Source organism: Microseira wollei NIES-4236, from assembly GCF_020521235.1.
GTDB classification, from domain to species: domain Bacteria; phylum Cyanobacteriota; class Cyanobacteriia; order Cyanobacteriales; family Aerosakkonemataceae; genus Microseira; species Microseira wollei.
This window is the reverse complement of the sequence record NZ_BLAY01000152.1, coordinates 1-25,327: the sequence shown is the minus strand read 5'-3', so window position 1 is coordinate 25,327 and position 25,327 is coordinate 1. Positions and strand designations below refer to the sequence as shown.

12 protein-coding genes are annotated in these 25,327 nt (G+C 46.1%); 7 read left to right on the top strand and 5 right to left on the bottom strand.

The genetic code is table 11. From position 1 onward, the window contains the following. Positions 1 to 109: 109 nt before the first annotated feature. Positions 110 to 265 carry a hypothetical protein gene (locus MiSe_RS35890; RefSeq protein WP_226589350.1) on the top strand — a complete coding sequence of 52 codons (156 nt, stop codon included), beginning with the start codon at positions 110 to 112 and terminating at the stop codon, positions 263 to 265. 263 nt (positions 266 to 528) lie between these two features. Here MiSe_RS35890 and MiSe_RS35885 read toward each other — a convergent pair whose 3' ends face one another. The 4 genes from MiSe_RS35885 to MiSe_RS35870 all read right to left on the bottom strand — a co-directional run bounded on the left by MiSe_RS35885 (position 529) and on the right by MiSe_RS35870 (position 10,397). Further along, entirely contained in the window at positions 529 to 1,527 is a 999-nt protein-coding gene (locus MiSe_RS35885) for a serine/threonine protein kinase (protein ID WP_226589347.1), read from the bottom strand. 174 nt (positions 1,528 to 1,701) lie between these two features. Then, positions 1,702 to 3,183 (bottom strand): amidophosphoribosyltransferase, encoded by a 1,482-nt coding sequence (gene purF / locus MiSe_RS35880; RefSeq protein ID WP_226589345.1) that lies wholly within the window; start codon positions 3,181 to 3,183, stop codon positions 1,702 to 1,704. Positions 3,184 to 3,362: 179 nt separating this feature from the next. Then, positions 3,363 to 7,316, bottom strand: a complete 3,954-nt coding sequence (locus tag MiSe_RS35875; RefSeq protein WP_226589343.1) for an AIR synthase-related protein — start codon at positions 7,314 to 7,316, stop codon at positions 3,363 to 3,365. A 558-nt stretch (positions 7,317 to 7,874) separates the two neighbouring features. Further along, positions 7,875 to 10,397, bottom strand: coding sequence for a DNA gyrase/topoisomerase IV subunit A (locus tag MiSe_RS35870; RefSeq protein ID WP_226589341.1), 2,523 nt, complete (start codon positions 10,395 to 10,397; stop codon positions 7,875 to 7,877). 314 nt (positions 10,398 to 10,711) lie between these two features. Between MiSe_RS35870 and MiSe_RS35865 the strand changes: the two genes are divergently transcribed. Next, positions 10,712 to 11,110 (top strand): response regulator, encoded by a 399-nt coding sequence (locus tag MiSe_RS35865; protein ID WP_226589339.1) that lies wholly within the window; start codon positions 10,712 to 10,714, stop codon positions 11,108 to 11,110. A gap of 1,296 nt (positions 11,111 to 12,406) precedes the next feature. Here MiSe_RS35865 and MiSe_RS35860 read toward each other — a convergent pair. Then, on the bottom strand, positions 12,407 to 13,294 hold the full coding sequence (locus tag MiSe_RS35860) for a tetratricopeptide repeat protein (RefSeq protein ID WP_226589337.1): 888 nt from the start codon (positions 13,292 to 13,294) through the stop codon (positions 12,407 to 12,409). A 492-nt stretch (positions 13,295 to 13,786) separates the two neighbouring features. On the opposite strand from MiSe_RS35860, the gene MiSe_RS35855 reads away from it, so the two are divergent. The 5 genes from MiSe_RS35855 (at position 13,787) to MiSe_RS35840 (ending at position 25,062) form a co-directional block, all read left to right on the top strand. After that, entirely contained in the window at positions 13,787 to 15,856 is a 2,070-nt protein-coding gene (locus MiSe_RS35855; RefSeq protein ID WP_226589335.1) for an efflux RND transporter periplasmic adaptor subunit, read from the top strand. Positions 15,857 to 15,973: 117 nt separating this feature from the next. After that, positions 15,974 to 17,188 (top strand): ABC transporter permease, encoded by a 1,215-nt coding sequence (locus MiSe_RS35850; RefSeq protein WP_226589333.1) that lies wholly within the window; start codon positions 15,974 to 15,976, stop codon positions 17,186 to 17,188. A gap of 100 nt (positions 17,189 to 17,288) precedes the next feature. Further along, the gene (locus MiSe_RS35845) at positions 17,289 to 18,062 is read left to right on the top strand and encodes an ABC transporter ATP-binding protein (protein ID WP_307731600.1); all 774 of its coding nucleotides are present in this window, start codon (positions 17,289 to 17,291) and stop codon (positions 18,060 to 18,062) included. Between the two features lie 947 nt (positions 18,063 to 19,009). Next, the gene (locus MiSe_RS51425) at positions 19,010 to 19,468 is read left to right on the top strand and encodes an AMP-binding protein (protein WP_264196765.1); all 459 of its coding nucleotides are present in this window, start codon (positions 19,010 to 19,012) and stop codon (positions 19,466 to 19,468) included. Beyond that, positions 19,417 to 25,062, top strand: coding sequence for a non-ribosomal peptide synthetase (locus tag MiSe_RS35840; protein WP_307731602.1), 5,646 nt, complete (start codon positions 19,417 to 19,419; stop codon positions 25,060 to 25,062). Before MiSe_RS51425 ends, MiSe_RS35840 begins: the two co-directional genes overlap by 52 nt. Positions 25,063 to 25,327: the final 265 nt, after the last annotated feature.

The window sequence follows — 25,327 nt, the reverse complement described above, 5'->3', positions numbered from 1 at the left end:
TCGGTTTGAGGTTGATGATTGCTGATGCCGTGCCCCTACAGTGTGATATCACAGATGCGCGTCGGGGCACGGCAATATCGATATTTCGGTTTGAGGTTGATGATTGCTGATGCCGTGCCCCTACAGTTTGGTATCACAGATGCGCGTCGGGGCACGGCAATATCGATATTTCGGTTTGAGGTTGATGATTGCTGATGCCGTGCCCCTACAGTTTGGTATCAGCAGATGCGCGTCGGGGCACGGCAATATCGATATTTCGGTTTGAGGTTGATGATTGCTGATGCCGTGCCCCTACAGTTTGGTATCAGCAGATTGATATTTTGCGCCTGCGTCCTCGCCCGCCAGGGAATGAATTGCCCATAATAAAAAAACCTCACAGAGTTGTTGCGTAGGGACACGGCATCAGAGATATATCGGATAAACAGATAACGTCGATCTTGCCGTGTCCCGGCTGCTAATTATGGGTAATCGACCGGACATGATATGATGGGTGTGCGGAAAGGTGCAAGCTCTTAATAAATAAGATCGTTAATTCCTAGATTGACTTGGTATCTCCACAGGTGTTGCGCCGGGAGGAGGTGAGGCAGGAGGTTTCAGATAAGCAACCAAAGCCACAATTGCCGCTAATAATCCCGCTGCTGCCAATGCCGTCCAAACAGTCATCGCATCCGACTGAGGAAAAGGAATAGAAATTTGTTTTTTCAATCCCAATAAACCTAACCATTCCTGCATCGTCTGGGGACGATTTTTCCCTTCTAATTGCATCCCTTCAAGAATGGCATGATTTACCCGATCCGAAATTTGAGGATTCAACTCTTTAGGCGGAATTAATTGCACTTTACCATCATTCAAATCCTGAGCATCCGGCGGCACTTCCCCGGTTAAAATTGCATACAATGTGGCTGCTAAGGCATAAACATCGGTATAAGCGCCCTTGTCTCTTTTATCGCTATACAATTCTAGCGGGGTAAATCCTTTGGCAATGACGTGACGCGATAAAGGATAATTAAATCCCCGCACTAAGTCAAAATCAATCAACACGGCTTCATACTTTCCCGCCCGAATCATAATATTTTCTGGCTTCACATCTCGATGCACCCAATTTAATTGATGCACTTCGATTAAAACTTCTCCAATTTGCTGAATGTAGCGCAATGCTTCTTTTTCTGGCAAAACTCGCTTGACTAAACGATTGAGGGTATCCCCTGGAATATATTCCATAACGATACACCCTTGTTGCCCTTCTCTAAAAGTATCGATGACTTTGACAATATGGGGATGTTTGTGTAAGAGTCGGATTTTTTCTGCTTCTTCTAGAAACTTCGCTTCTAATTTAATTCGTTCTTCTGGCGTGAGTTGATTGGTTTGGATTTGTAAGTTCAGTTCGTCATCATTTAGGGTTTTGATAACAACATCTTTACCATTTTTATCTTTAGCAAGGTAGGTGATACAATAGCGACCTTGCCCTAATTTTTGTTTAATGATATAATCGTCGCTCTGTAATGAATGATTGTTGAGCCAAACCATAAAGCAATTCTCAGATACCCGTATTGATTGCAGATTCAATCAGAGAGATTTATTTTCCGGATATTGGTGATCCCCCCAAACCCCCCTTGATAAGGGGGGTTTGGGGGGATCTAATGATATTAGATATAAATGAGAGATCGCACACAAAATGCGATCAAGTTAAATCCAATTGCCTCAGATAGCCACCTTTTCTAGCATTAACTTAGACCGTTTCACCATCTCTGGCACGGGAATGGGATAATCGCCAGTAAAGCAGGCAGAACAGAAGCTGTTTGGATCTTCCCCAGTAGCTTTGAGCATTCCTTCCCAACTGAGATAAGCTAGGCTATCAACGTCAATTTGTTTGGCTATTTCTTCCACCGATTTCGTAGCAGCAATTAACTGGTCTTGACTATCGGTGTCGATGCCGTAGAAGCAGGGGTGCGTCACTGGCGGCGAGGAAATTCGCATGTGAACTTCAGTTGCACCTGCATCCCGCAACGCCTTGACGAGTTTGCGACTGGTGGTTCCCCGCACAATCGAGTCATCTACAATCACGATGCGCTTGCCTGCTAAAACATCTTTGAGGGGATTGAGTTTCATGCGAATCCCCGCTTCGCGCATTTTTTGCGTTGGCTGAATGAAGGTACGACCGACGTAGCGATTTTTAATCAATCCTTCTGCGTATGGGATGCCAGATTCCTGGGAAAATCCGATCGCAGCAGGTATGCCAGAGTCTGGAACTCCTATTACTATATCGGCTTCGACGGGTGCTTCTTCCGCTAACCGACGACCCAACCGCAGGCGATAGGTGTATAAACTTTCACCTTCCATGATGCTATCTGGACGGGCAAAGTAAATCATTTCAAATATACACAGCTTGCGCTGGGGCTTTTGCGTCCAGTGGAACGATGCTAAACCTTCTTCGGTAATCCAGACTAATTCTCCGGGTTCCACATCCCGCAGGTATTCCGCACCGATGATGTCTAAACCGCAGGTTTCGGAAGCGAGGACGTAGCGGACTGGATTGCTGCCAAAGGTGCCAATTACTAAGGGACGGATGCCGTTGGGGTCGCGGACGCCCATTATACCCTCTGGGGTGGCGATCGTTAAACTAAATGCACCAAGACATTTGTGAAACGCACGAATCGACCCTTCTAACCAATCTTGGCCTTCGTTGATTTCCAGGGCGATCGCATGGGCTATCATTTCCGAATCCGTCGTAGTTATTAGGTTACAGTCCCGCCGCAGCAATTCTGATCGTAACTCTTCTGTATTGACAAGATTGCCATTATGTGCTAAAGCAAGCGAACCTAAGCGAGTTGCGACGACGGCGGGTTGGGCGTTGACAACGCGGCTAGAACCTGTAGTCGAGTAGCGGGTGTGACCTACCGCCAACTGACCCACGAGATGCTGCAAGATGGATTCGTTGAATACTTGGGAAACCAACCCCATCTCTTTGTGCAGGTGTACCTGCTTGCCGTCAAAGGTGGCAATTCCTGCTGATTCCTGTCCCCGGTGCTGCAAGGCGTACAAACCAAAGTAAGTTAATTTGGCGACATCTTCTTCTGGTGCGTAGATGCCAAAAACGCCGCACGCTTCTTCTGGTTTATCGGGTCGCGCCTCGCTAGCATTGGCAGAATGTTCGTCAGCAGAGAAGGGATGATTGGGGATCATTGCTACGGCTTCGCTCCTAATTAAGATCTTGAGTCAGGGGAATTGCTTGAGGACGGAAAAAGTTAGAAAAGTTGACCTATCTTAATAATGTCTTAACGATACCACCATTAAGCACAAATACTGCGGGGGTAGCACCAGATCGTGGTGGCGAAGCGAGTAGGTCAACTTGGCAGAGGGTACTAAATCTTTAAGCGCCGTCCGATGGCGTTGTAATAGCGATCGCTCATATCTGACATGCTAGCGTCGATTAGGGGAATGCGATCGTCGGTAAATATCCGTAAATTACTATCGGTATTTCCGACTTGACCGATTTTTTCCCAAGCTGAGGGTAGATTTTCCTGTAAGTAAGATTCCCAGGGACAGGCGGACTCAGGCGATACAGAGACGATAATTCTGGCACCGCCTTCACCGAAGAGGAAGCCTTCCCAACGCACAGACGTATCCTGCTTTACATTCAAATTCAGTTCTGCACCCAGACGATTGCCGAGACAAGCTTCTGCCAAAGCAACTGCCAGACCTCCCTCTGCACAGTCATGTGCCGAATTTATCCAACCATTACGAATTCCCTCGCGAGTAACTGCTTGCACGCGTCGTTCTAAATCAAAATCGACGATTGGGGGTTTTCCGGCAACGGTATCGTGAATCGTTGCCAAATATTCAGAAGCACCCAAGGTGACGCCATCCTGCTTGCCTAACAGATAAATCAAATCGCCTGCTTTGTGCCAACTTTGACCGCAAATGCGCGCCAGATCTGGAATTAAGCCTACCATACCGACAACGGGGGTCGGATAAATAGGTTGAGGGTTACCTTGCCGATCGAGGGTTTCATTGTACAGAGAAACATTCCCACCCGTGACGGGGGTTTTAAATTCGCGACAAGCATCGGCAATACCGCGACAAGCAGAGGCGAGTTGCCAATATCCAATCGGTTTTTCTGGACTGCCAAAATTAAGATTATCTGTCACAGCTAAAGGTTCTGCACCAACGCAGCTAAGATTGCGTGCAGCTTCAGCAACGACTGCTTTTGCACCTTCATAAGGGTCGAGATAGACGTAACGGGAATTGCAATCGACGGTAGCAGCTACAGCTGATTTTGGATTTTGAACTCCCCCCCGATCAAGGGGAGACAGGGGGGGATCGGAGTTTAGATTGTTATCTGCAACATCTCTTGTGGGGTGGGCATCTTGCCCGCCCACTGCGACTGCAACATCTCTTGTGGGGTGGGCATCTTGCCCGCCTCTTGTGGGGTGGGCATCTTGCCCGCCTCTTGTGGGGTGGGCATCTTGCCCCCCCATGTCCAAAGGCAGGCGAGACGCCTGCCCCACAAGAGGATGATCTTCCAAGGGACGCAAGCGGATAACGGCTGCATCTGCACCGCCTGGTAACATGACAGTATTGTTTTGAACTTGATGGTCGTATTGGCGATAAACCCAACGTTTGGATGCAATAGTCGGAGTATCCAACAGGGTCAGTAAGATATCCGTCCAAGATAGCAACTTGCCTTGGATTTCAATTCCATTTGTTGTGGAAGGGGGTAAAGAATCTGGAGTCCATTCCCAAGCTTTGCGGGCATATTCTGGCGGTTCGGCTAATAACTCGCGATGGTAAATTGGGGTATTATCAGCCAAAGCAGTTGCTGGAACTTCTGCGGCGACTTGCCCTTGAAATAAAATCCGCACAATCGGTTCTTCGATGACAGTTCCTGCGACAACGGCATGGAGTCCCCAGCGATGGAAGATATCAATTAATTCCTGTTCGCGACCTTTGTGCGCCACAAAGAGCATCCGTTCTTGGGATTCTGATAACAAGTATTCGTAGGGAACCATGCCTGTTTCGCGATGGGGAACTTTATCTAAATCGAATTCAATTCCCACGCCGCCTTTTGCTGCCATTTCAGAAGTAGAACAGGTAATTCCTGCTGCACCCATATCTTGTGCGGCGACGACTGCACCTGTTTTGAACGCTTCCAGACAAGCTTCTATTAAAGACTTCTCTAAAAATGGGTCGCCGACTTGCACTGCTGGACGGTCATCCATGGAAGCATCGCTGAGTTCTGCACTGGCGAAACTTGCGCCTCCCATGCCGTCTCGTCCCGTCGTAGAACCAACGTATAAAACGGGATTTCCGATTCCGGATGCACCTGCTTTAACTATTTCTTTTGTTTCCATTAATCCGAGTGCCATTACATTCACTAACGGATTGTCAGAATAGGCAGGATTGAAATAAACTTCACCGCCTACTGTGGGGACGCCGACGCAATTATGGGTAACGATGCCAGAAGTTGTAGCGAAAAGATGGGTATTGTCTACCTCGATATCATACACATCACATGCGTCTACATTGTTAATTTCTATGCTCTTAATCTTGACAAATGCCAACTCATTCGAGACTGAGAAACTCGGCACAGAATATTTTTTCCCGTTATAGCGAGTAAGATCCTCACCTAATTCGGCGTTTCTTTCTGCACCAAATACATTGACTAATTCTGTCAATCCAGAAGTAACTTCCAATTGCCACATTGGTAAGCGCTGATGCAAGCGACCTTTAATTTTTCCTTCAGCAGCAGGTCTATAATAGATATACGGGATGGCTCCCTGGCTTTGAATTAGCATTACAGTTTGCTCAAATAGTTGGCGGCTAGTTGTCGCAAAGGCGATTTTGGCATCGCCTCGGATTAAACCTTTCAATGCTTCATATTGCAAATAGCGAGGCCATTGGAAAACCAAAGCGGGAAAAGCCTTATCACTCGCAGCAATACCGCATTTCCAAACGTTTTTCAAAGCGTGTCCTAACAGCCATGAAGTTGCATAAACGGCAATTGTGGAATCGCGTTTTTCGATACAGGGGTTTATTCCTAAATTCTTTAATCCCTGCACAACATCATCGACGTATTCGCTTTCGTGGACTGCGAATGTAAAAATGATTTTATAGGTGTTCCCCTTTGGAGAAACACATCCTTCTGAGAGATAGTAGCCGAGTAAACGTGCAAAGGTTTCATCAGGTTGGATAACTGCATTTGCGTAGCTTGCTTTACCTTGTCGGAGACGAATATCCGAGGGCGAAATATTCAGTAGTGGTTCTAGAACCAAGAAATGTGAAAGCGGCAGTCTGCGATATTTCAAGTAGCGACAACGCCTGGTTGCAGAAGGTTCGATTTCGCGCAAAGCTTTGCGGATGATATCTGTAGGTTGCCAATTGGGTGGCAAGTCTACATAAACATCTTTATCACCGTCCTGTTCGTCCAAAGTACCGATCAAATTGATTGGCGATACATTTTCTTGGCCATTTTCTCCTACTGGAAATGGCATATTAATTAATATGGGAATTTGGTCGCCGACTTTTAACAAGTGTGCTTCGCGGATGCACCATTTGCCGTCTGAGAGTATCAATGTTGGATGCTCTGGCGTTACCGTAATCCTGCGACGTAAAGCTGTACGAATCGTTACCAGTTTTTCAGCGCGTCGCTTAAATATCCGCCGCACGGGTTGCCAACAACTTTGCAACGTATCGGCGTCTAGGGAAAGGGTTTCAACTGAAGTAGAGGGTGTTAGCTCAACGGTGGTATCGCCTGGTTGCAAACGCGACTCTACAAAGTTGCCGATGGTATCGAAATGTACACCACGGTCATCGCGCCAGATAATTGTCTCGCTGCCAATCAAGCAATTACCATAATGGGAAATTCCCTCAACTACGCCAGTAAATAATCTGCGAGTTTTGGCATCATCTAAAGAACCGAAGCGGAGGGAATTTAAAACAGCAATGGGACGCGCACCCATTGTAAAGATATCTCGTAAGATACCGCCGACTCCGGTGGCTGCACCTTGGAAGGGTTCGACGGCGGAGGGGTGATTGTGGGATTCTATTTTAAAGGCGAGGCGGAGGCCATTGTCTAAGTCTACCACTCCGGCGTTTTCTCCGGGGCCGACTAGGATGCGATCGCCCTCGGTGGGAAACTGTTTCAATAAAGGTCGGGAGTTCTTGTAACAGCAGTGTTCCGACCACATGACGCCGAACATTCCCAACTCAGCTTTGTTGGGATGACGCCCCAGTCGCTTAACAATTTCTTCGTATTCTTCGGGTTTAATACCAAGAGCGGCAATTTCGTCGGGGGAGAAAGGGGAAGTAGTAGACATGGAACCTTTGCACAGATGGCACAGCCTTTTATTTTATCGGGAATTGCGGCAATCAATACGTTATTGTAAGTTTTTTATTAGTTTGCGATCGCCAGCGCTTCTCGATCAAGTTGCTGACTAACGCTTGTTGCTAGTTATCTTTTTAGGGCCCAAGACAGGCTAATGGCTAATAGCTAATGGCTGGTAGAACCGAAAAATATTCCCATCAGCCATTAGCAAGCTTGCTAATCGCTAATTGCTAATTGCTCAGGACTTACGCAAAGAAACTTTGGTCATAGGAGAAATCGTTGGTTTGGCAACCATAGATCGACGGTCGAAACCGGGTTTCTAGCAACGCCCTTGCGTCAGTCCTGTTGCTTATGCGAATATTTTTCGGTTCTACCATTAGCCATTAGCCATTAGCTATTAGCCTCGTGACCACGGCAGATCCGTGGTCACGAGGCTAATGGATCGATTGGTAAAAATCCTATATTAGCAAGCTGGCAATTAGCAATTAGCAATGCCCTTGTTTATAACTAGCAACTTGCGTTAATAGGTAATGGTAATAGCAATTACCAATTACCCATTACCTACCACATTGATAATTTTCTCATCGGCATTGAGTTGGACAATGCGATCGCCCATCCCATCTTTGCCATAAAACTGTACCGACTTCACCCCGACGCGCACGACTCGCCGATCGGTGACTAAAGTTACCTCCGCTGATTCTTTTGCCGCTACCATTCCAACTAAATTATCGATTCTGCCGATAAATTGCATCATTTGAGTGCCAATTTCGCCGATATTAACCAGTCGTAGGGCACTAACTGGCATCCGTTTGGCATACCCTAATGAAGAGACTAGCAAGATATTTTCATTGGGAGAAAGGGTTATAGCGCCGACTAATTTTTCTTGAGAGCGCAACCTCACCGCCTGTATCCCCTGGGCGGTTCTACCCATTATCGGCAATTGTTGCTCGTTAATTTGAAACCGCAACACGCGCCCCCCAGAAGTTGCCAAAATAACTTCTTGACGCTGGTTAGTTAGGCTAGCATAGCTGACTTTATCGTTATCTTTTAGCTTGATTAAAGTGATGCCCCGCGCGCTCAAACTGGCAATTTCTGTTGCGGCTAGTCGCTTAATCCGCCCCTGAGAAGTGAGAATTACTAAATCGGCATTGTCTAGTTTTTCGGGCAATAAAAAGTAGGTGGCAATTGTTTCGTTAGCCGCTTGCGCCCCATTGGGAAGTAACAAAGGTAACGGAGTCCCCCGACTTTGTCCAGAAGTTTGGGGAATGTCCTTTACTTTAACCGGATAAGCTTTACCGCTATCGGTTATTATTACTAATTCTGCACCCGTATTAGACACCTGAGTTTTAACTGCAAAATCATCGCCCGCTTTTAAAGCAGTAGATTTTCCATTCTTCGACAGTCGCCGCACATACCCTTTTTGAGTAAATTCTAAAACGACTTCTTCTTCTGGTAATGGGTCATTGGTAATTGGTAATTGGGGGGTGGCATTTTTCGCTCCCCTGCTCCTCTGCTCCTCTGCTCGCTTGCTCCCCTGCTCCTCTACTCCCTTGCTCCCCTGCTCCGCTACTTTTGCAGCTTTATGAATGCGAGTCCGACGCGCATCGCCGTATTTGCGTTTGAGGGCGCGCAAGTCTTTCTTTAAGGCTTTGAGGAGTTCGTGGCGATCGCCCAACAACCGCTGCAACTCCTCAATTTTGGCAGATAATTCGTCAAACTCTGTCTGCAACTGCTGTCTTTCTAACCCCGTCAATCGTCGCAACGGCATCGATAAAATCGCATCGCACTGGCGATCGCTAAAATTAAATCTACTTTGCAGCGTCACTTTCGCCGTACTGCCATCGGGAGCATTTCTGAGAATATCAATCACCGCGTCTAACTGAGAAAGCGATGTGAGCAAACCTTCTACCAGATGGCGGCGTCTCTCTGCTTGTTCTAACTCGTGGGTATATTGGCGAGTCAGGGTTTGCTCGCGGAAACTCAGAAATTGTTGCAATAGTTGCTGCAAGCTTAACTGACGCGGCTGTCCGTCTACCAACGCCAACATAATAGTGCCAAAGTTGCTAGAAAGTGCAGTTTGCTTGTAAAGCTGTTCTAGGACATCTTGGGGATTGACCTCGCGTTTGAGTTCGATAACGACGCGCATCCCGTCGCGATCGCTCTCATCCCGCAAATCGGCAATGCCCTCGACTCGCCCCTGGTTAACTAATTCTGCTACCTTTTCGATCCAGCCAGCTTTATTCACCTGGAAAGGCAACTCAGTCACTACAATAGCCTGTCTGCGATGCCGTCCCCGACTTCCCTGAATTTCCTCAATTTTGACCACACCCCGCACCGTAATGCTGCCTTTACCCGTCGAGTAAGCTTCCCGGATGCCTTCAATTCCCACAATTTCGCCCCCAGTGGGGAAATCTGGTCCTGGAATCAGTTCTAGCAGCTTCTCGAACGGCAATTCTGGGTTATCGATCAAGGCAATTAAACCATCCACCAGTTCCCCTAAATTGTGCGGCGGTACGTTAGTTGCCATTCCCACAGCAATTCCCGCACATCCATTGAGTAACAAAAACGGTAATTGCGCGGGTAGCACGCTTGGCTCTTGCTGGGAATTATCGAAGTTGCTGATAAAATCAACCGTAGCCTCGCCAATCTCCGACAGCATCGCCTCGTGACTGATGGGAGCAAGGCGCGTTTCCGTATACCGCATTGCTGCCGGAGGGTCATCATCTACCGAACCAAAATTACCATGTCCCCCCAGGAGGGGGTAGCGACAGGAAAAGTCTTGTACCATCCGTACCAGGGCGTCATAAACCGCCTGATCGCCGTGGGGGTGATATTTCCCCAGCACGTCCCCCACCACGCGGGCGCACTTGCGGTAGGGGCGATCCGGTGTTAATCCCAACTCGTGCATCGCATATAAAATGCGACGATGGACGGGTTTCAACCCATCGCGGACATCCGGTAATGCTCTCCCAACGATGACACTCATGGCATATTCAAGATATGACCGTTGCATCTCGGTGTGCAGGGCAGTAGTGATGACTTGTCCCGAGATCAGGTTTAGTTGTTTAGCCATGAGTCTAATTCCTTATGAATACAAAAAAATAACAAAATCGGTCATGAGTCGTGGGTCATCGGTCATGGAGAGCGGTCGCCCTTGAACAACTGACTGCTCTAACGGCGCATCTACTGACCACTGATATCATGTCCGGTTAAACACCCATAGTTAGGAATGACTTGGGAGAACGGTGACACGGTGACGCTCTGAGATTTTTATTAAGGGTAATCGACCGGACATGATATGACAAAGGACAAAGGACAATTTTCACAGTAGTATCAAACGGCAGAAGCAAGGGTGTCTTACTCTGAATTAAGTAAAAAGGAAAAGCCATGAAGACTGTTCTGATTGTCGAAGACGATCCGATAAATTATCGCGTTTTCTCCAAGATTCTCACCAAGCGGGGAGGCTTATCGGTTCAGGGAACCGAGGACGTGGAAGAGGTGATACAAATTGCCCAGTCCGGGAAAGCCGACTTGATTTTGATGGATGTTTCGCTAGCTCGCAGTGTATACCAAGGTCAGGCAGTTGACGGCATTAAGATCACCCAGATACTCAAAAATAACCCCCAGACTGCCAACCTTCCTATTATCCTGGTCACGGCTCACGCGATGGAGGGCGATCGCGAAAACTTTCTCAAGCAAAGCGGTGCGGATGGATACATCTCTAAACCCGTGGTCGATCATCAACTGTTTGTGGATCAGATTATGGCACTGCTGCCCAAAGATTAAGTAGCTTGTGCCTCACGCATCCCCCCAACCCCCTTAACCAGGTAGTGGCAAGAAGGCTCGCTTGTTGCCCCAAGCCAGCTTGCCCTTGTTATTAAGTACTTATGTACTATATTTAGCTGTTTGGGGCAAATACCGAGGGCGTTCTGGAGAAAAACCCTTTCTGCCAGGGTCGGTAGCCAAATTTTGCTACTGGGTTTTTGGCATCGGATAAATTACCATTTTTGCTGCTGCCGTGCAAGAGTGCAGATGGCTTTTGCCGTGGCTAGCAACGCTGCCAGCCTCCTATAGACAAGGGAGTTATTTCTGCCACGCTGCACTGACCGTATATTTGATACTTTCTCCCGTGTAGCACGGCAGGTGCTTTTCTGGCCATTATTTTTAGCTTATTTTAAGATTTTTGCGGCGGTTTTTAGCCGCAATCTTACTAATTAACTCAAGTTGGTAGTTATAAACTTTGGCGTTGCTAATGGCTAATTGCTAATTGCTAATATAGGATTTTTACCAATCGAACCATTAGCCATTAGCCGCTCCCAGAGAGATAACTAGCAACTTGAGTTAATTAACTGAAGTTGGTAGTGAATAGTTGTGAGGGCGGTAATTGGTAATTGGTAATTGGTAATTGGAGTAACAGGCTTTTGCCCTCAGTACAATTACCCATTACGCTCGTGACCACGGCAGAGCCTAGTAACGCCATTACCAGTAACCCTGCCAAACGTTAATTATTGAAACCAGAACGGAGAAATTAATCTTATATCTGATATCATGTCCGGTCGATTACCCTTAATAAAAATATCTCCGCGTCACCGTGTCACCGTTCTCCCAAGTCATTCCTAACTATGGGTGAAGAACCGGACATGATATGACCGAACCTTTTGCCACCTTCTTTCCCTCATTGATATTCTGCACAAGCGGGAAAAATATGTATTAACCCAAGTTGCTAGTTATAACTATCGTGGGTTGCACAGCAGAAGCTAATCGCTAATTGCTAATTGCTGATGGGAATATTTTTCGGTTCTACCATTAGCCATTAGCTATTAGCCATTAGCCTGTCTTGGGCCCTAAAAAGATAACTAGCAACAAGCGTTAGTATTAAAGATAATCGGCTTTTCTGCCCTGGAGAAGGTGCAGAGTTGCAGATGGAACAGCAAAATTGTCAGCAGCAAGAGGAGCGGGTGAGGGGGTGAGCAGGGGAGATGGGGAGATGGGGAGATGGGGAGATATACATTCAAATTCCCCTGGAGCACCTGGGCGCCTGGACCCCTGGAGTACACCTGCCCACTTACACACCTGCCCAACTTACCGGGGAGGACGTTGCTGTTGTTGCGATCGCTGTTCTTGCGCTTGAGCAATTGTCGCTTGAATTCTGGGGGTAGCGAGGAGTTTTTGGGCATCTTGAATCAAGCGATCGCCCCAAAGATTTTCCTTTAAAAAGTCTACATTGGCGTAACGATCGTCGGAGCGCAGCGCGGCTTCTCCCAACGCGATGCCTTGTTCGCGATCGCCTTTAGCATACAGCGCTACGGCGAGTGCCAGTTGGGGTTCTGCGGCTTCCTTGTCAAGTTCCACCGACTTGCGCCACATAGTTATTGCCCCGTCTATATCGCCCTGTTCGTATTTAATCAAGCCGATATTGGTCAGTGCAGGCCAAAATTTTGCTTCCGCCGCGATCGCTTTTTCATAAGATGCGATCGCTTCGGGAAACTTCCTTAATTTATAGTAGGCGTTGCCCAAATCAAATAACGCTTCCGGTACATTGGGTTTAATTTTTAACCCAGCTTGGATTTCTGCGATCGCTTGTTCGTATAGCTGCTTTTGAAAGTAAGCCGACCCCAATGCAAACAAAATCGTCGATTCATTGGCATTCAAACTCTTCGCCTGCTGCAACGCGGCAATTCCTTTATCTATCTCATCGGATTGTAAATACAAGCCCCCCAACAAAAACCAAGCTTGAAAGTTCTTCGGTGCCAGCTGCGTTGCCAGCCTTGCTCGCGGCAGGGCCAATTCGTATTGTTGAAATTGAGCCAACTGTGCTGCTTCCTGTGCCAAACTCAACCCCTGTTGCTCTAGCTGAGCCGAGTTGAGTTGCAGCGTGTGGGGTATTAATGCCTGCGCGGATGCAGGCTTGGTCATATTTAACACACCAAACAGGAGGATAACAGAAAGCCAAGAATTGCGATTGGGCATATAGCCATTAAGACAAAAGGGTGTTTTCCAGCTTAAATCATAGTTGATTCACCAGGGCGAGGGAGAAAGTGAGCAGGTGTGCTCTTGTGCAGGTGTGCAGGGGAGATTGGGCAGGTGATGCAGGTGATGCAAGCGATCAAGATGGGGACGAAATTACTTCTACTTCAAGAGTCTTCCCGATCTTCCCATCTGCTCTGCCTCCCCGCCGTCGTGCCCAAGATCCCAAGAGCCCAAGAGCCCAAGAGCCCAAGAGCCGCAGGTTTAGCCGATCGGGCGAAGCCGGATTCCCACCCCTAACCGTACCATGAGAATGGAAGCGGAAACCGTTATCAAATCGTTAAGATTAAGAAAGATTAAGCAAAAAACGTCACGGTTTTCATCCCGATTGGCTCGAAGAAGTCTGGATTATATAAACATAAGGCTGGAAAACGGACGCTTAGGGCAACTCGGCATTTAACTTGTTCCTTACTCCCTGCTCGGAAAACCAAGCCCATGCAACTCCCTTTAATTGGTAAAAAAGTTGACCAGCGGACACCTTGGGTGGTCGGGTTAGTCGCCGCAGGTCTGTTGGCTGCTTCTGGTGGCACTTATGTGGCGCTGAATCGAGCAACGCCTAAGACCGATGTGACGGCTTTAACCGTGCCGGTGGAATCGAAAAACCTCACCGTCAGGATTACTGCCAGCGGTACAATCGTGCCAATTCAAAGCGTCAACATCAGTCCCAAAACTTCTGGGATTTTGCGAGAGTTGCTGGTAGAGCAAGGGGATAAGGTGCAGGCGGGACAAATCATTGCCCGGATGGATAATTCCCAACTGCAAGCGCAATTACTCCAAGCCAAAGCCAGCTTAGAGCAAGCCCAAGCCCAGTTGGCTAAAGTGCGAGCCGGGAGTCGTCCAGAAGAAATTGCCCAAGGGAGAGCGCGTCTAGCCGCAGCACAAGCGCAGTTAGCCGACGCGCAAGCGGGGAGTCGTCCGGAAGAAATAGCCCAAGCGCGCAGTCGTTTAGCCGCAGCCCAAGCGCAGTTAGCCCAAGCGCGTGCGGGGAGTCGTCCAGAAGAAATTGCCCAAGCTAGAGCGCGTCTAGCCGCAGCACAAGCGCAGCTAGCCGCAGCACAAGCGGGGAGTCGTCCAGAAGAAATTGCCCAAGCGCGCAGTCGTTTAGCCCAAGCCCAAGCCCAGCTAGCCGAAGCACAAGCGGGGAGTCGTCCGGAAGAAATAGCCCAAGCTAGAGCGCGTCTAGCCCAAGCTCAAGCCCAATTAACGGCGGCGAGAACTGCTAATCCCGAACAAATTGCCCAAGCTCAATCTCAAATACAAGCAGCCCAAGCACGAGTAGACTTAGCAAGCGAGCGTTTGAGTGCCAATCAATCTTTGGCACAGCAAGGAGCGATTTCCCGCGATCGCTTGCAAGAGGTAATCTCAGAATACCGCACCGCACAAGCTAATTTGGAAGAAGCTAATCGCCGTCTGGCACAAGTCCAGAATGGCACCTCGCCAGGGGAAATTGCCCAGCGAGAAGCAGCGGTAAGAGAAGCGCAACAAGCTGTAAATTTGTTGCTCTCCGGGACAAGACGCGAGGAAATTGCCCGACGGGAAGCGGCGGTAAGAGAAGCGCAGCAAGCTGTAAATTTGTTGCTTTCCGGGACAAGACGCGAGGAAATTGCCCAACGAGAAGCGGCGGTAAGAGAAGCGCAGCAAGCTGTAAATTTGTTGCTTTCCGGGACAAGACGCGAGGAAATTGCCCAACGAGAAGCGGCGGTAAGAGAAGCGCAACAAGCTGTAGATTTGTTGCTTTCTGGCACTCGTCCGGAAATAATTGCTCAGCGACAAGCGGCGGTAAAAGAAGCACAGCAAGCGTTAGATCAGCTGCAAAACGGTAGCCGCAGAGAAGATATTGCCCAAGCCGAAGCAACGGTAGCAGAAGCGAGGGGACGCTTGCAAGCAATTCAAGTGCAAATCGAAGATACGATTATCCGCGCGCCTTTCGCTGGCACCGTGACGCAGAAATATGCCAACGTCGGTGCTTTCGTGACGCCGACTACCTCCGGTTCCAGTTCTGCTTCTGCAACTTCTACTTCTATTGTGGCGATCGCTCGCGGTTTAGAAGTCCTCGCCAGAGTCCCAGAAGTCAATATCGGACAAATTAAACTCAACCAACCAGTTGAAATTATCGCCGATGCCTATCCCGACCAAACCTTTAAAGGTAGCGTCCGCTTAATTGCCCCCGAAGCAGTACTCGAGCAAAACGTTACTGCTTTCCAAGTACGAGCATCCCTTGATACTGGGCAAGAAGCGCTCAAATCGGGAATGAATATCGATTTAACGTTCTTGGGGCAAGAATTACCCAATGCCCTCGTCGTCCCTACGGTATCAATTGTGACTCAAAAAGGCAAGCAGGGCGTGATGGTACCGGGCAAGGATAACAAACCCGAGTTTCGTCCCGTAACGATTGGGCCAACAATCGGCGACCAAACCCAGATTTTACAGGGAGTTAATCCAGGCGATCGCGTATTCATCGACATGCCGAAAGATAGAAGGCCAAAACCAGATGAAAATGGCTAATGGCTAATGGCTAATGGCTAATGGCTAATAGAAAATAGCAATTAGCAATGAGCAATTAGCAATGAGCAATGAGCAATTAGCAATCAGCAATTAGCAATCAGCAATTAGCAATTAGCAATGGACATTCTAGAAAGCGTAAAAATGGCGGTGACTACCCTAACAGCAAATAAGCTGCGTAGTAGTCTGACAATGTTAGGAATTATCATCGGCAACGCTTCGGTGATTGCGATGGTGGGAATTGGACAAGGGGCGCAGCGGTTGGCATCCGAGCAATTTGAATCGCTTGGACCTAACGTTTTGTTTATCCTTCCAGGTAATCAAAATGCCCAACGAAACCGAGACTTACCTAGAACTTTGGTACTCGAAGATGCAAAAGCGATCGCGCGCCAAGTTCCCTCAATCAGGGAAGTTGCACCGCAAATTCAAAGCCAACAGACAGTAGTTTACCGCAACAAAAATACCAGTACCCAAATCTTTGGCGTCACGCCAGAATTCCTGACAGTACGCAGCTTTGATGTTGCCAAAGGAAGATTTATTAGCAACGAAGATATCAAAAGCAATAACGAAGTAGTCCTTCTAGGTTCGGATGTTGTTAATAAAATGTTTGGTAATAGCGATCCGATTGGGGAACGCATCCGGATTAGAAATCTCAGCTTTACAGTGATTGGGGTGATGCAACCCAAAGGTTCGTTTTTGGGAAGTAACCAAGACGATGCCGTGTATATTCCCCTGACCACAATGGCTAACCGTCTGCGGGGTAGAACTTCTCCCTATGGCCTTTTGGTAGATTTTATTGCCGTTTCGGCTAAAGATACTAATAGTATCGGTGCGGCACAATTTCAAATTAGCAATTTGTTGCGACTGCGGCATAAAATTAGTAACCAAGATGATTTTACAATTAGAACTCAACGCGACGTCCTGACAATTGTTGGTACAATTACCAATGGGTTGACCTTGATGTTGGCAGCGATCGCAGGCATTTCCCTATTAGTCGGCGGGATTGGCGTCATGAATATTATGCTCGTTTCCGTTACCGAACGCACCCACGAAATTGGACTGCGTAAAGCCATCGGTGCCACCGAACAAGATATCTTGATTCAATTTATGATCGAAGCAATTATTCTTTCCGCCGTCGGTGGTGCAATCGGTACTTTAATCGGCGTTGGCGGCGTCACCTTGGTGAGTGTCGTCTCTCCCTTAAAAGCAGGAATTTCACCCGCAGCAATTCTGGTTGCGACTGGCGTTTCTGGCGGAATTGGTTTATTCTTCGGCGTCGTTCCTGCGAGGCGCGCTGCTAAACTAGATCCGATTGTGGCCTTAAGAAGCGCGTAAAAATATATAGCAATCCTAATTGATACGTAAAAACTTCTCTCTACATTCTTCTCTTCGCGTTCTTCGTGTCTTCGCGGTTTATTCAAAATTAATCTAAAATATGAAAAATCAATTTTCAGATAGCTCACTTACAACTCAACATGCGACGGTTACAACGGTTCCCAAACCAGTTATAATTCGCCTGGAAAATATCTATAAAATCTACGGGAGCGGCGAAACTCAGGTGCAGGCGCTGCGGGATATTAATTTAATTATCGAAGAAGGGGAATATTGCTCGATCATGGGTGCGTCTGGATCGGGTAAATCTACCGCGATGAATATTATCGGTTGTCTCGACCGTCCTTCATCGGGTCACTATTATTTAGATCGGGTGGATGTGTCTTCTTTAGGAGATGCGGAATTAGCCAAAATTCGCAATAAAAAATTGGGGTTTGTCTTCCAACAATTCCACCTATTACAGCAGTTATCTGCGGTGGAAAACGTGATGTTACCGATGGTGTATGCGGGGGTTCCGAGTCAAGAACGACGCGATCGCGCTGTGGAGGCTCTCACCAAGGTAGGATTAGCAAACAGGCTCAATAATAAACCAAATCAACTTTCTGGGGGACAACAACAAAGGGTGGCGATCGCGCGCGCCATTGTCAACCGTCCTGTGGTACTTTTAGCAGACGAACCAACGGGTGCGTTAGACTCCAAAACCACCCAGGAAGTGATGGATATCTTTACCGAACTCAACGCCAGCGGTATCACAGTTGTAATGGTTACCCACGAACCCGATGTGGCGCGTCAAACCAAACGCATTGTCTGGTTTCGCGATGGTGAGGTATTGCATTCCCATCTCACACCCGACGAAATCGGTCACGTTGCAGTATAGCGCTTGAAGAGGACGCGGTGACGCACCGGAGACGGTGACGCGGGTACACCCCATGTCTAAACTCAGGGGATTCCAGCTTTGAAGAGGACGGGTGGAAGGGGAGACAAGGGAGAGGTTCGAGAGTTGTTAAAGAACTCCCCGCTTCCCCGCGTCCCCGTTTCTGCTTGGTCAAGGCTTTATATCGGTAAAATTGTGCTATTTCTTCTGGATTTTGGCCTTTTTCGCTTTTTAGAGCCAGCGCAAACTTTTTTGTTCTATTGAGTCTAGTCTTTACTTGCCGAGTCAGTTGTATTATACTACCTACTCCACAATAAAAAATCTGCCAAAAAAATGATGCCTAGTCTCTTGACAAATACAGTCAAATGTGTAATTGACATAATTCCAGATCAAAAGCTGCAAGATGCTTTAACCCAAGCTTTTGAATAATCTTCTGAGTCAGTACGCAAGTGCGAAAACTTTTTTGAACTACTACCCAGTCAGCGTTGGTCTGACAAATTCCTCGCCACATTTTTTGCTACCTGGAAAGCTACTCACCTGAAAATGTTGGCTATCTATGGCTTATCCTGTCGCCTGCAACGTCTGGCTTTAGCTGCTGATGTTCCAGCCAGGGATTAACCAATAATCAACCAAAGCAACAATACATGTTTGTAGTCGGGACTTGAGTCCGAAGATGGCGATCAATCCCTGACTACAAACGACATGAACTGGTTTGTAGTCGGGACTTGAGTCCGAAGCATGGCGATCAATCCCTGACTACAAACGACATGAACCCGTTTGTAGTCGGGACTTGAGTCCGAAGCATGGCGATCAATCCCTGACTACAAACGACGCCAACTTTGTTTGGTAGACTGTTAGCATTTTGTGGATAATTCATCGAAGGGTGCATTTTGATCGGCTTTCACCAAAAAAGTGTTAGCTGTGTTGATTTACCTTTAAAGGAAATAGTCATGGAAGCTGGATATAAACAAGTTCAAACTGAACCCAACAATCAATCGACGAAGGAGTTTATTTCCTTCCCAAAAGAAGCTGTAGAACAGTCAATCCCCGAACGTTTTTTACAACAGGTAAAGTCTCAAGGCGATCGCCTTGCCATCAAAACTGATAAATATCAACTGACTTACCATCAACTTAATCAATTATCAAACCGCATTACCAGGGGAATTCTAGCGCAATCTAACCCCGAACCAGAACCGATTGCGTTACTCTTAGCCAGCGATGCGCCCTTAATTGCAGCGATGCTAGGAGTGTTAAAAACGGGTAAGTTTTATGTTCCCCTTGACCCGTCCCAACCTGAATCTAGAATTGGTTATATTTTAGCTGATTCTCAAAGTCGGTTAATTATTACTAACAATCAATATTTAAACTTAGCAAATCAGCTTCTGATGGTGTATCCATCCTTAATTTAGACGAATTAGATAGTAATTTATCATCAGAAGAACTGAATCTATCTCTATCGCCGGATAGCCTTGCATACATTATATATACCTCCGGTTCTACAGGAAAACCCAAAGGTGTGATGCAAGCTCATAACTATGTCTTGCATTTAACCAAAAGCTACACCAACAGCGGTGAAATTACAGAAGAAGACCGCTTGGCGTTGTTATATTCTCCCAGTTTTGCTGGCGCTGTGAGAGATATCTATTGCGCCCTCCTAAATGGAGCAAGTCTGCATTTCTTTGATGTGCAACAACTCGGACTGAATCATTTAGCTGCTTGGCTAAGAGAAGCAGAAATTACAGTATTTTTTGCTGTAGCGACGATGTTTCGTCACTTTGCTATGACGTTAAGGGGAGATGAACAATTCCCCAATTTACGCTTAATATTCTTGGGAAGCGAGACAGTTTACGAACGGGATGTCCAACTGTATCAGAAACATTTTAGCGCTCGCTGTCAACTGATAGTCAATTTGGGCGGTACGGAAGTTAGCCCCATTCGTCAATTCAAAGTCGATCGCGATACGCAGATTACCACAAGTAATGTACCCGCAGGATATGCCGTAGAAGACCATGAAATTTTACTCCTTGATGAAGAAGGGCGTGAAGTTGGTGTGGGAGAAGTTGGGGAAATTGTGGTCAGGAGTCGTTATCTTGCTGTAGGTTATTGGCAACAACCAGAATTAACTGCGGCTGTTTTCAGTTTTGACAGCCAAAACCGCCAACAAAGACGCTATAAAACAGGCGATTTAGGTCGCTTATTACCCGATGGTTGTCTCCTGCATTTGGGGAGAAAAGATTTTCAGGTCAAAATTAGAGGTTATCGGGTTGAACTGAGCGAAATTGAGATGGCTTTATGCCGTTTGGATGGAATCAAAGAAGCTGTTGTCACCACTCAGGGCGACTCTCTGGGTGAACCAGTTTTAGTTGCTTACATTGTCCCTTCCGAGTCGAATTTAACTCTCGATACCCAACAGTTGCGAGATGTACTCAAGGAACAATTACCAGCGTATATGTTACCGACGGCTTTTGTTAGTTTGTCAGAGTTACCTTTAACCGCGACTGGTAAAATCGATCGTCGTTCCTTACCCGCCCCAACAGAAGTTAATCATCAATTATTCAAGGATTATCTGGCGCCGCGTACCGATACAGAGAAGAAAATTGCAGAGATTTATGCAGAAGTTTTAAAGATTAACCAGATTGGAGTTAACGATAACTTTTTTGAGTTAGGCGGACATTCCCTATTAGCCTTACAAGCGATTGTCAGAATCAACAAAATTTTTGGCATCAACCTCTATGTCAAAGACTTTTTTACCTTAGCCACAGTAGAGAAACTGGCTGAGTATATCGACAGTCAAAAATCCCAGAGTTTCCATGTTAGGGAAACGATTCCCCAAATCGCCCGGACAGAGAATTTACCCTTATCCTTCGACCAACAACGCCTCTGGTTTATTGACCAACTTGAAGGCGCAAATTCACTCTATAACATTACTCGCGCCTTTAAGTTACAGGGACAATTAAACCTCAAAGTATTAGAGCAAGCAATTCAAACAATTATTAACCGCCAGGAAAGCTTACGCACTAGCTTCAAGACAGTGAATGGTGTTCCCGTAGAACACATTGTAGATGAGATTTGTTTCAGCTTGCCAGTGATTGATTTACAATCATTTCCCAAAGCAACGCGCCTAGCAGAAGCCGAAAAACAACTTACCCAAGAATGGCGAAAAACCTTTGATTTAACGCAGTCACCTCTATTCCGATGCGTTGTGCTAAAAATAGAGCCAGATAGCTACCTCTTCATGTTTTCTCTGCACCACATTATCGGGGATGACTGGTCAGTTCAAGTCTTTTTACGGGAACTCTCAACCCTATATGATGCCCATTTAAACAAGATTCCCGCTAATTTACCTTCTTTATCAATTCAATATGCCGATTATGCTTATTGGCAGCGTCAATATTTACAGGGAGAGGCATTAACCAACCTCCTAGACTATTGGCGGCAACAACTCGCGGATGCACCGGAGATTTTAGAATTACCCTGCACTCGCGCACGCACAATTAACCAGTCTTTTGTCAGCAAAAAAATTCCGTTTCGCCTGGGTGAAGATTTAACTCAAAAGTTAAAACAGTTAAGTCTGCAAAAAGGAACAACCTTATTTGTCACCATACTCACAGCATTTTATACCTTACTCTATCGCTATACCGAACGGCAGGATTTGGTTGTCGGAACCGGATTAAGCAATCGGAATTTTTTAGAAACAGAATCATTGATTGGCTTTTTTGTCAATCTTTTGCCTTTGCGCTGTCAACTGACACCCGAACAAACATTTCAGGAACTTTTGCTCAAAGTTCATCAAACAGCTTTAGAGGGTTATGCTCATGGGCAATTACCGTTTGATTTGCTAGTCGAAAATCTTCACCCAGAACGTCATCCCGGTTACACTCCGGTGTTCCAAATTCTCTTTCTCTGGCAAAATGTGACACAAGAAGTGTTACATCTACCGGGTTTAACAACCGAACCTTGGGAATTAGATAAACCAACCGCCGGAGCAACTTTTGATTTGACATTCTCGGTGCAAGAAACAAACGCTGAACTACAAGGATACTGGGAATACAATACAAATATTTTGGATGCAGATATCGTTGAAGGATTAACAGGACATTTTCAAACCCTGCTCAACGCTATTGTTGCCGATTCTCAACTGCCTCTTTGCAAATATCCTTTACTCACCGCTACGCAAAAACATCAACTGCTCGAAGAATGGAATCATACTGATACTATTTACGAGAATCGCTTGTGCGTGCATCAGTGGTTTGAAACCCAAGTAGAACAAACTCCTGATGCGGTGGCGGTAGTGTATGGAGAACAAACACTCACCTATAGTGAGTTAAATCAAAAAGCCAATCAACTCGCCCACTACCTGCAAAGTTTAGGGGTAAAACCAGAGCAATTAGTCGGAATTTGTGTCGAACGTTCCCTAGAAATGGTGATTGGGGTATTGGGGATTCTGAAAGCGGGTGCAGCTTACGTTCCCTTGGATGCACAAAACCCCTTGGAACGTTTGGAATACATTATTAATGATGCTCAACTGTCAGTATTACTGACGAATCAAGCATTAGTTACTACCCTTCCTTCTGCTGATTCAATCATTGTTTATTTAGACAAAGAAGAGACGTTTAGTAACTATAGTTCTCAGAACCCAATTAGTGAGGTGAAACCGGATTCTCTAGTTTATGTAATTTATACTTCCGGTTCAACAGGTAAACCAAAAGGAGTTTTGGTTGAACATCGAAATGTAGTGCGTCTTTTTCACGCCACCCAAGAGTGGTATGAATTTAATTCGTCAGATGTGTGGACGCTGTTTCACTCCTATGCTTTTGATTTTTCTGTATGGGAAATGTGGGGGGCACTACTGTATGGAGGGCGTTTAGTTATAGTGCCCTATTTGGTAAGTCGTTCTCCTGAAGATTTTTACCATCTTTTGGCAAAGGAGAAAGTAACGGTTCTTAACCAAACTCCATCAGCTTTTCGTCAATTAATTCAAATCGAAGAGTTGTTAACATCTCCACCAGAATTAAGTCTGCGTTTAGTTATCTTCGGTGGGGAAGCGTTAGATTTACAGAGTCTCCGCCCTTGGTTTAAGCGACATGGCGATGCCAAACCACAATTGGTAAATATGTATGGTATTACTGAAACTACCGTTCATGTTACCTATCGCCCGTTAACTGAAGCAGACTTGAATAGCAAAGGAAGTGTTATTGGTCGAGCAATTCCTGACTTACAACTGTATATTTTAGACTCATACTTGCAACCCGTTCCCATCGGGATTCCCGGAGAAATTTATGTGGGCGGTGCTGGAGTGACGCGGGGTTACTTAAACCGCGAACAATTGAGTGCAGAGCGATTTATTGCCAATCCATTTAATCCAAATCCCGCTGCTCGTCTGTATAAAACTGGCGATTTAGCGCGTTATTTGCCGAATCGAGAAATTGAATATTTGGGACGAATTGACCATCAAGTAAAAATCCGAGGGTTCCGCATTGAATTAGGAGAAATTGAAGCCGCTTTAGGGCAGCATTCCAGCGTTCGAGAAAATCTTGTAATTCAAAAGTCAGATAGCGACGGGAATAAGCAATTAGTTGCTTATTTTGTTCCCCAATTCAACACAGCTTTCCCAGTGGTGCAAATGTTAAAGTTGCAACGGCAGGGTATTCTTCAGCCAGAATCCTGCTATGAATTAGCCAATGGGATGACAATTGTTCATCAAAACAAAAGTGAAACTGACTTTGTTTATCAAGAAATTTTTCAAGAGCGATGCTATTTGAAACATGGCATTACTCTAAATGATGGCGATTCTGTAATTGATGTGGGAGCAAATATTGGCTTATTTACTTTATTTGTGGCTCATCAATGTAAAAATGCCAAGATTTATGCTTTTGAACCTCTGCCGCCTCTGTATGAAAAGTTGCGTTTGAATGTCGAGCTTTATGGGGTTAATGCTCAAGTTTTTCAACTGGGAATTTCTCAAGAATCGAGACAAGCAACGTTTACTTATTATCCTCATAATACCGTTGTGTCTGGACAGTACGCCGATGCTGAACAAGAGCGAGAAACTGTCAAAACTTTCTTGTTAAATCAGGAACAAGAATTTGTCACAGGGGAGAATATTGACCAATGGTTAGAAGAGCGATTAAAGGGAGAACAATTTACCTGTGAGTTGACCAGTCTCTCTGAAATGATTCGGAAGTTGCAGATTGAGCGGATTGACTTACTAAAAATTGATGCTGAGAAAAGCGAAGGCGATGTTTTAGCAGGAATTGCAGCAGAAGATTGGAAAAAAATCAAGCAGTTGGTGATAGAAGTTCACGATATTGAAGGACGATTGCAGTCAATTCAACAAATGCTTATCGAGCGGGGCTATACATTGGTTATCGAACAAGACAAACTGCTAGAAAACACCAATTTGTATAGCGTGTATGCTCGGTTAGTCACCGATGAAAACCAAGCTTTAAGTCGAGAGAATCAAGCAGATGTGGAGTTAAATTGGCAGTGGAGCAGTCAAAATAAACTACTAGCAGACCTGCGGCATTTCCTGCAAGCTCAACTGCCAGAGTATATGATTCCTTCTGCATTTGTGCTGTTGGATGCTTTCCCGCTGACTGTTAATGGGAAAATTGATACTCGCAGTCTTCCCGAACCCAATACCAACCATGCTATCCGTAAAACATCAGAAAATCCTCAAACTGAAATCGAACAAAAGATTGCAGCAGTTTGGCAGGAAGTTCTCAAATTAAATTCGGTGGGGCGCGATGATAATTTCTTTGAAGTGGGCGGTCATTCTCTACTTTTGATCCAAGTCAATCAAAAGTTAAAAGCGGCTTTAAATGCGGAATTGTCGATGTTAGAAATGTTCCAATATCCGACGATTCGGGCTTTAGGGGAACGTTTGAGCGAAACTAAACCGGAATTTTCTCCAACAACGACAGATAATAAAGGTCGTCGTCCAGAACGTCAAAATTTGCTGCAACAACAACGAAAAGCTAGACAACAAAAACGCCAAAGTTAATAGTGACTTCTAAATTGTTAGTTCGTAGTAAGCACTTCAGTGCTTAACCTAAGCGCTAAAGCGCTTACTACAAACACTTGATAGAAGCGTAAGTCCTAGAGACAAAAACACCATATTTAAGGAGAGGAATGAAAGATGGTTCGTAGTAAGCACTTCAGTGCTTAACCTAAGCGCTAAAGCGCTTACTACAAACACTTGATAGAAGCGTAAGTCCTAGAGACAAAAACACCATATTTAAGGAGAGGAATGAAAGATGGTTCGTAGT

Excerpts from the sequence above, each read along its gene's own strand:
- MiSe_RS51425 (WP_264196765.1), top strand. The coding sequence starts at position 19,010 with ATGGAAGCTGGATATAAACAAGTTCAAACTGAACCCAACAATCAATCG.
- MiSe_RS35870 (WP_226589341.1), bottom strand. The coding sequence starts at position 10,397 with ATGGCTAAACAACTAAACCTGATCTCGGGACAAGTCATCACTACTGCC.
- MiSe_RS35845 (WP_307731600.1), top strand. The coding sequence starts at position 17,289 with ATGAAAAATCAATTTTCAGATAGCTCACTTACAACTCAACATGCGACG.
- MiSe_RS35885 (WP_226589347.1), bottom strand. The coding sequence starts at position 1,527 with ATGGTTTGGCTCAACAATCATTCATTACAGAGCGACGATTATATCATT.
- MiSe_RS35850 (WP_226589333.1), top strand. The coding sequence starts at position 15,974 with ATGGACATTCTAGAAAGCGTAAAAATGGCGGTGACTACCCTAACAGCA.
- MiSe_RS35860 (WP_226589337.1), bottom strand. The coding sequence starts at position 13,294 with ATGCCCAATCGCAATTCTTGGCTTTCTGTTATCCTCCTGTTTGGTGTG.
- MiSe_RS35855 (WP_226589335.1), top strand. The coding sequence starts at position 13,787 with ATGCAACTCCCTTTAATTGGTAAAAAAGTTGACCAGCGGACACCTTGG.
- MiSe_RS35890 (WP_226589350.1), top strand. The coding sequence starts at position 110 with ATGCCGTGCCCCTACAGTTTGGTATCACAGATGCGCGTCGGGGCACGG.
- purF (WP_226589345.1), bottom strand. The coding sequence starts at position 3,183 with ATGATCCCCAATCATCCCTTCTCTGCTGACGAACATTCTGCCAATGCT.
- MiSe_RS35865 (WP_226589339.1), top strand. The coding sequence starts at position 10,712 with ATGAAGACTGTTCTGATTGTCGAAGACGATCCGATAAATTATCGCGTT.
- MiSe_RS35875 (WP_226589343.1), bottom strand. The coding sequence starts at position 7,316 with ATGTCTACTACTTCCCCTTTCTCCCCCGACGAAATTGCCGCTCTTGGT.